At 55.0% G+C, this 8,537-nt stretch carries 6 protein-coding genes; all 6 read left to right on the forward strand.

The window, feature by feature from the left end:
• Nucleotides 1–558 precede the first annotated feature (558 nt).
• The 6 genes from ACP5OT_RS17570 (at nucleotide 559) to ACP5OT_RS17595 (ending at nucleotide 8,268) form a co-directional block, all read left to right on the forward strand.
• Nucleotides 559–1,860 carry an extracellular solute-binding protein gene (locus ACP5OT_RS17570; RefSeq protein WP_424677479.1) on the forward strand — a complete coding sequence of 434 codons (1,302 nt, stop codon included), beginning with the start codon at nucleotides 559–561 and terminating at the stop codon, nucleotides 1,858–1,860.
• Between the two features lie 154 nt (nucleotides 1,861–2,014).
• Nucleotides 2,015–3,235 carry a carbohydrate ABC transporter permease gene (locus ACP5OT_RS17575; protein ID WP_428132878.1) on the forward strand — a complete coding sequence of 407 codons (1,221 nt, stop codon included), beginning with the start codon at nucleotides 2,015–2,017 and terminating at the stop codon, nucleotides 3,233–3,235.
• Nucleotides 3,232–4,077: a sugar ABC transporter permease gene (locus ACP5OT_RS17580; protein WP_424677475.1), complete on the forward strand. Its 846-nt coding sequence runs from the start codon at nucleotides 3,232–3,234 to the stop codon at nucleotides 4,075–4,077. The genes ACP5OT_RS17575 and ACP5OT_RS17580 overlap by 4 nt, the downstream gene beginning before the upstream one ends.
• Nucleotides 4,078–4,083: 6 nt before the next feature.
• Complete coding sequence (locus tag ACP5OT_RS17585) at nucleotides 4,084–6,213, forward strand: transcriptional regulator (RefSeq protein ID WP_428132880.1); 2,130 nt, start codon at nucleotides 4,084–4,086, stop codon at nucleotides 6,211–6,213.
• 52 nt (nucleotides 6,214–6,265) lie between these two features.
• A complete protein-coding gene (locus ACP5OT_RS17590; protein ID WP_424677477.1) occupies nucleotides 6,266–7,069 on the forward strand; it encodes an alpha/beta hydrolase in 804 nt (267 codons plus the stop codon).
• A gap of 371 nt (nucleotides 7,070–7,440) precedes the next feature.
• A complete protein-coding gene (locus tag ACP5OT_RS17595; protein WP_428132882.1) occupies nucleotides 7,441–8,268 on the forward strand; it encodes a WD40 repeat domain-containing protein in 828 nt (275 codons plus the stop codon).
• Nucleotides 8,269–8,537 lie beyond the last annotated feature (269 nt).

Below are 8,537 nucleotides of genomic sequence, written 5' to 3' on the forward strand. Positions count from 1 at the left end.
CGAAGACGTAAAGATTGCTCGCTACGCGCGCAATGACAGTGGTGGAGGTGCAAAGATGTAAAGATTGCTCGCTGCGCGCGCAATGACAGTGGTGGAGGTGCAAAGACGTAAAGATTGCTCGCTGCGCTCGCAATGACACTCGGAACAACTCTACTCTTTACTCTTTCTCTCACTTCCTTTACGCTGCAGTATAATTACATATGCCTACTTGACAGTAGCGTAGTGATAGTGTATAGTTGTGAATGAAAATGTTGTAATCAAAACAATGTCCGACACAACTATTACTGCCCGATGCAGGTGTAGAGAACGGGTGCAGATCCTCCATATCTAAAGGGACGCTGCCTCTCAATTCCACGCAGTGACTCGGCTTTATGACCGTTCCCTACTCTGCTCGCTGTGCTTTCCTGCATAGGTAATGAGCAGAAAGGAGGTTACACGCAGACGATCACATTTACCGTAATGCTCGTTGGGATTCTGTTCGCTCATTCGGAACAAATTGTCCCTTCCACAGTACTGCTGTCGGTGTAGACACAGTAAAGGAGTATAGCTGTGAAAGCAATGAAGAGCGCCCTGATCGCTATGTTTCTCGCCGCAGCCATGATGCTTGCGGCATGTGGCGGTGGTCAAACCGCACAACCCACTACTGCCCCAGCGGAACAACCGACTACTGCGCCGGCTGCACAACCGACCACTGCGCCGACGGAGCAGCCGACTACTGTACCTAGTGCCCAACAGGTGACGATTAGGATTTGGCACCAGTGGGATGGCGCCTACTTGACCGCAATCGAGCAAGCGTTCCGTGATTACGAGGCTGCTCACCCGAATGTCAAGATCGACCTCTCGAAGCCGGAAGATGTGAGCAACGCTCTCAATGTGGCCATTCCGGCCGGTGAAGGTCCCGATATTATCGGTTGGGCCAACGACCAGATCGGCCAGCAGGCGCTGGTGGGTAACATTGTCGCGCTCAACGATTATGGGATCACCGAAGACTTCCTGCGCAGCACCTACGAGCCGGCGGCTGTGAATGGCGTCATCTGGCAGGGCAAGATCTGGGCGTTGCCGGAGACGCAGGAAGGTATTGCCTTGATCTACAACAAGGCTGTCGTTGGTGACATGCAGTTGCCGACCAACCTCGATGAGCTGCTGGCAATGGCGAAGGATTTCCGTGCTGCGAACCCCGACAAGACATTTGTCTGCAATCAGGGATTCGGTGGGAACGATGCTTATCACGTAGCTCCGATCTACTTCGGGTATGGCGTGCCAAGCTATGTTGACGATCAGGGTAACGTCTACGTCAATACGCCGGAGATGATCAAGGGCGGTGAGTGGCTGGCCGAGATGAGTAAAGTCTCGTTCAGTGAGCAGAGCTACGATATCTGCAAGGCAGCATTGGCCGAGGGCAAGGCTGCCATGTGGTGGACCGGCCCGTGGGCGATTGCCGGTATCGAGCAGGATGGGGTTGACTACGGTATTCTGCCGTTGGGTAAGCCCTTCGTCGGTATCAAGACCCTGATGCTGACCCGTAACGCGGTTGAGCGTGGCAATGCCGAGGTCGCGTTGGACATTATGAAGTACTTCACCAGTGCCGAGGTGCAGACCAAACTGGCGCTGACCAACAAGACGGTTCCGGCGGCGACGGCTGCACTCAAGAATCCAGAGGTGGCTGCCCTCCCGACATTGGCCGGGTTTGGTGCTGCCCTGAATGCGGGTGTACCGATGGCGAATACGCCTTACGCTTCGGCCCAGTGGGGTCCGGTGGGTGAGGCCAGCGTTGCGATTTGGACCGGTGCGCAAACGCCTGCTGATGCGCTAGCGGCCGCTGCTAAAGCAATTGAAGAAGCCATCATGCAGATGAAGTAGATGCTGGAGGGGGTGAGTAGCGGATACTCACCCCCATGTTTGTATCGTCATCGTTCCTGCGTGCATCAAATCGGGTTGTTGTCGAGGTAACCGCTGGTCGGGCGCCCGGCTACCGACCGATAAGGTTCTGGCTGCTTGCAGAGAGGTAATGCCCATGGTGTCGTGGTCCAAACGCCGCAAGGCGCTCACCGTTCTGCTCTTTACCGGCCCCACGATTATCGGTATTCTGCTGTTTAATATCTATCCCATTCTCCTCAGCGTCTATACGTCGTTTACCAATCGTAATCGGTTTCGGCCAAACCCCGATTGTGAAGTATTTTTGACGGGGATTCTCGATCCATTGTGTTGGCCACAATTTCGCACGTCTGCACCGGTCGGTTTGGGACAGCCGTATCGATTGCAAGACCCGGTCTTTGCTAATTATGTGAACTTGATCGGTAACCTCTTTACTCCAGAAGCGTTGGGAGCAATGGCGGCTATTTTTCTCTGTTTTGTGCCGCTCATTGCAGCAACCTTCATCAACCGTCGCCTGAATCAGATGATGGAGCCGCCGGTGTCAATGTCGGTGGTATGGCTTGGTGCCCTGGTATTGGGTTTTATCTTGGCTGCGGTGGTCAATGTGGCCCAAGCCTACGATACGCTCATGCGCACCGGCGATTTTGTGGTGGTTGTTTTCCGTACCCTCCTTTTCGTGATTGCTCGTGTGCCGTTCAGTTTCTTGCTCGGCCTCACCTTTGCCCTCATTTTGAATAGTGATTATTTACCGGGGCGTACCTTCTTCCGAGTGATGTTGTTTGTGCCGTGGGCAGCTTCATCGCTTGCTATTCTGATGGCGCTGATCTGGCAGTTCTTCTTCCGTGAGCAAGGGACTATCAACCAAGTTTTGGCGCTCTTTGGTATTGCCGGTCCGGCGTGGCTGCGTGATCCGTTGAGTGCGTTTGTGATCGTCGTACTGGTTGATACGTGGTTCTCCTACCCCTTCTTCATGATCGTCATTCTCGGTGCATTGCAAGCCGTACCACGCGATGTCTATGAGGCTGCCGAGCTAGATGGGGCGTCGTGGTGGCAACAGCTTACCCAGATCACGTTACCGCTGATTCGCCCGGCTGTGTTACCGGCAACGGTGCTGACATCCATTACGGCTTTTCAAATGTTCGGCACCGTGTGGGCTATTACCCAAGGTGGGCCGGTGAATGAAGTGGGCCGACCCGGCGCAACCGAGTTTGTGATCGTCTACGCCTACAAGCAGATCTTCCAAACCCAAAATTATGGCAATGCAACGGCTTTCGCTGTGATCCTCTTTATCTTCCTATTCACAGCGACCCTCTATAGCCTGCGGCTGACGCGCATCACGAAAGGGGCCTACGAGTCATGATCCGCAAACCTACTCGACCGGTCTTGGTGTTACAGTACCTCATTTTAATCCTCGGTGTGTTGTTTGCCGTCTATCCGCTCTGGTTTGCCTTTCTTGCTTCAGGCCGTACCGGTGACCGGCTCTACACCCTTAATCTACTCGGCATGTTTTTGCCCACTGAGTGGACGTTCGAGAATTATCGGGCAATGATTTTTGACCGACCACTGTTGACGTGGTTGCGCAATAGCTTGTATGTGGCCGGTGTAACAACGGTTGCCTCACTGGTGATTACGACATCGGCGGCGTTTGCGTTTTCGCGGTTTAAGTTTTATGGGCGGGAGTTTGCTCTGATTTTACTGTTGGCGATCCAGACCTTTCCCGGCGTGTTAAGTTTGGTGGCGGTTGCTCAGTTGCTGACGGCGCTTGGCTTGTACGGTAAGCACGAGGGGTTGATCCTTGCCTATACAACGAGTACGTTGGTCTTTAGTACGTGGAACATGAAGGGGTATTTCGATACCATTCCGATTGAGCTGGAAGAGGCGGCCATGATCGACGGCTGTGGTCCGGTTCAGTCATTTATCCTTATTGCATTACCTTTGGCCCGTCCAGCCTTAGCCGTAACGGCCTTGCTCGGTTTTTTGGCCGGTTGGGGTGATTTTATCTTCGCGTCGGTGTTGGTACCCGCACCTGATACTATGAAGCTGGTGGTGCCCGGTTTGTTCAGTCTGGCAAATAGCCAGAGTGTGCCATGGGGTAATTTTGCTGCCGGTGGTTTGCTTATCATTCTCCCAACGATCATTGTCTTCTTGATGCTCCAGCGGTTCCTCGTATCCGGTTTGACAGTTGGCGGTGTCAAGGGATAGGTATCGGTGAACGCATCGTCTTCGCGTGGCTGGTTGATCGGCGTTATTGTGCTGGCTGCGTTGCTTAGATTATGGGCTGCCCTAACATTACCGCTCGATTTTGATGAGCCGGTCTATGTTGGTGTAGCTCTTGATTATGCGCGCCTCATCCAACAAGGTGGCTGGGCAGCGGTGATTGATTATCCCGGCAACCGACAGCATCCGGCACTGTATAAGCTGATCTACGCCGGTGGTGCGCTCATGCTCGGTGATGGCGCGAATCAGATTACCGTGCTGATCGTCGCTCGCCTGCTGTCGGTTGTCTTCGGTACCCTGGCCGTAGCCGTACTGGCGACGACTGCCGGGCCGTTGCCGGCCAGCCTATTGGCCGTCCATACGCTGACGATCAAGTACACAGCACAGGCCTACCTCGAAGCGTGGCCGCTGGTGCTCTCGATTGCTGCAGTGGGGGCGTGGGTGCGTGCTGCTCGTCCGGTTGAACAACAGCGGCGATTGTGGTTGAGGCTTGGGGCGATTGGGTGGGGACTGGCAACAGCGGCGAAGATGAATTACGCACTTATCGCTACGCCGGCGATGCTGATGCTACTGGCGACGGCATTGCGCGCCGAACACGAGCGACCGTTTGGCAGGTTGGGTAATGTATGGCGATGGGGTGAAGTGATTGCAGTTGCCCTGCTCACCTTTTGGCTTGCCAACCCGACACTCTGGCACGAGCCATTCACACGCCTCGGCGCGATGGCCGGTTTCTGGCCGGCGTATAGTCGGGGTGATGAAGTGCAGGCTGCCGCTTACCCTTGGTATCAACCGCTCGTGTGGTTGTCAACTGCACCGGCAGTAGGTTGGCACCCAGAAGTCTTCTTATTGCCCGGTCTCGATCCGCTGATCGTAGCGCTTGCCTTGATCGGTGTGCCGGCAGCTTGGCGCGATCCGCAACGTCGTTATCTTGCTGTATGGCTAGTAAGCGGCGTATTGATCTTGTTGTGGTGGCCGGTTAAGTGGCCGCAGTACATCTTGACCCTGATCACGCCCATCGTGCTGTTGGCAACTCCGGTATTGAGCCGGATAGCCGCGTGGTTGCGCGAACAGAATGACTATTGGGGTTGGAGCCATCTGATGCTGTTGCGCCCTCCCCGTTACGCATGGATCGCGTTGGCGTTGCTGGTGGGGTTTATTGCGACGGTCTATGCAACTGCACTCGTGATGGTGACGCTGGGCAGTATTGGGTGGAGTACATTGCATCCGAGTGCCGGTGGCTTGCCATCGGGAGCAATTTATGCCGTTCAACCGTTGCGTGATCGGAGAGTTGCGCTAGGTGGTGATTTTGGGCTGGCAATCTGGCAAGCACCGATGGTGAGCGAAGATCCGCCGCGTTGGACGTATCTGCCGCTCGGTCGAGTGTACGCGCTGGCCGAGACGACGGCCGGTATATGGGTAGCGAGTCGGCAGGGGTTGGCGTTGGTACGATCTGATGACCGATGGGAATGGCAAACGCCTGCACTTGGCGTTCAGCGTGATGTTGTGATTCGCACAGTTGCGAGTGGTACCGATGGTAGGATTTGGCTGGGTACGAGCGTCGGTGGAGCGGTGCGTGGGATTGATGGGCAATGGCAACCGTTACCGCAAGCAGCGCGTGGCGGTATGGTGCTCTCGATTGCCGTCGATCCGGCCGGGGCGGTCTGGTTTGGTGGGATCGGTGTGGTTAGCCGGTATCTGCCGGAACGTGGGGTATGGCAACACTTTGAGCGGGCCGACGGCTTTGCCGGCGCCGGTGTAGCTGATCTCTTGGTCGATCATCGCGGTATCGTGTGGGCTGCGACGCTCGGTGAGGGGGTAGCGCGCTGGGATGGGACACGTTGGGAGTGGTTCACAACCGCCAATCGCCAATTACCGGCGCAAACGATTACTACCATGCTCGAAGCGCGGCCCGGTGAGATTTGGATTGGCGCGGCGCGGCCACTGACGACCGGCGGCTTTTTGTTGCGCTATGATGGGCAACGGTGGCGCAACTTCTTACCCCGCGACTCTGGTTTTACCGGTGCTGAGCCGTTGGCATTGGCGGTTGATCACCGTCAGATGTTGTGGATTGGGACCCGTAATGATGGGGTATTGTTGTATCAATTGAGTTCAGTCCCGTAATCGAGCACAAGACCACGGGCGTCTGAGCGTGTACAGAGGAAGGAATCACACAATGCCACTTTACCGTCACACCACGATGACCAGCCGTTACGTTGTATCGCGCCCGGTTGATGTATGGCTACCGGAGACCATCGGTGATCGGCGATTACCGGTGATCTATATGCACGACGGTCAGAATCTGTTTGAGCCGGCATTACGCGCCGATGGCGAAGTCTGGGCTGTTGATCGAGCTATTGAGCGGCTACAGCAGGAACGAAACTGGCCTGGTGCAATCGTAGTTGGTATCTGGTGTACCGATCAGCGTTGGCGCGAGTACGCACCACAACAACCGTTCAATGCACTACGCCAGACCCGCGGCTGGGAGTGGATTGTCGAGCGAATGGGTGGGGAACCGGTTTCGGATGCTTACCTCGCCTTTCTGGTAGAAGAAGTGAAACCGTGGATCGATATGACCTACCCAACACTGCCCGATCAGTCCAACACGTTCGTTATGGGTTCGAGTATGGGTGGGCTGATCTCGCTGTACGCTCTCTGCCGTTATCCAGATATTTTTCGTGGTGCAGGGTGTTTGTCAACCCATTGGCCGGCAGGCGGAACAATCCTGGTTGATGAACTCGCGGCCCGCTTGCCACCACCGGGTAGACACCGTTTCTATTTCGATTACGGTACAGATGGCCTCGATGCGGAATACGAACCGTTTCAACAGCGTATGGATTCCCACATGGTACGAGTCGGGTATCGTCACGGGCACGACTGGCTGACGCGCAAGTTTCCCGGTGCAACGCACAACGAAGCGGCGTGGCGAGCACGTGTAGCCGATGCAATCGCCTTCGTGATGGATGTGTCAAGCGGTTGATAAGTGATAGCTATCAGCACGGATTGCTTTCCAGTCACTTTGTTTCTGGCGAGTCGGGCATAGCACAAGAGAATGAACCCGATACTCACGCCTTTACGTCGCTGAACTGCACATCGCAGTTGTGCCGGCAAGACAATGGATAGGATCGCTGTGAGTAATGGATGGGTGCAATGTGATGTGATATTCCCGTTATCACCCATCGTTCAGCCGCACAGCCCGTATCCGGTGATTGAAACCTGGGCCAAGGGCGTTATCTCCAATTTGCCGCTTGCTCGTTCAGCCGCACAGCCCGTATCCGGTGATTGCAACACTATTGGCAATTAAAGGCGGATAAAATCGGGAAGGATAACAACAATATAGGTGGCGTCGGAGTGGGACTGGTTACCCTGGGTGGATTGGTAGGAGTAATGATGTTCTGGGCGTCGCGTGAAGAGCAGCCGGTGTATGTTTGGAACGTTGTCTCGCGGTCGGCTACGTTTTTGTCGGCTAATCGATTAGCAATTGCCGATGATCAACGAACCATAATTGTGAGCTTTCCCACCTACCAACTGATCCGTGAATTGCCTGCTGGTGGTTATCTCGCGGCTAGCCCTGACGGTTTGCTACTGATCGTTGGAGCGTGGGGGACGGTTCATCTCTTCGATCCGGAACGTGGTGATCGGATTGGGACACTTGATTGTTGGTCACACGGTGAAAATCTGTATCCGATACATCTTAGCTTTTCTCCTAATGGGTACATCCTTGCTGTGGCCGAATCGCACCACAACCGTGGTCCGGTAGTGCAGCTCTGGGATGTCGTTCGTCAAATGCAGATTGGGACGGTGCGGATTGATGAACCAGACGCGACAGTAGTTAAGGCACTTGCATTTTCGCCAGATGGGCGGTTAGTAGTCTCAACCTACTCAGAGGGGGTTTGGTTGGTAAACACCGCACAGCAAACAGTGGTGCGCAAGATCCAAAGCTGGCCGAATGAGTATATTGCACTAAGGCGCGACGGATCGCGCGTTAGTCTTGGTGAAATAGCGCTCGTGCGTACATTTGATACTAACACGTGGCAAGTTATGCACGAGCAACACTTTGATCAACAATCGAAGCCTAGCGGGTCAATAAGTCGGTTGTTTAGTATGCCGGTCGCGATCAGTCCTGATGGGAAATGGTTAGCCACACCAAATCGGATGCCGCCAAGAGATTCGTTTTAGTTCTTTAAGGGGGCCGCCACGGCAGACGATAGTGTTGCGCCGATCGGTTGATAGCGGGCAAGTGCGTGTGCTGAGTGTTTCGCCGAGAACATTAGGAAAACTTTTGTTCAGCCCTGATAGCCGATGGCTGATCGATGTTGGCCTTGGCGAGATTCGGGTATGGCGGGTGGCGAACTGACAGGCGAGGATGGCGCGCGGTACTTGCTATGACCAGGCCCGGCGGCCCCCTCGTGTCATTGCGCGCGTAGCGAGCAATCTTTACGTCTTTA

This window comes from Chloroflexus sp., assembly GCF_049970315.1.
In the GTDB taxonomy this organism is placed as follows: domain Bacteria; phylum Chloroflexota; class Chloroflexia; order Chloroflexales; family Chloroflexaceae; genus Chloroflexus.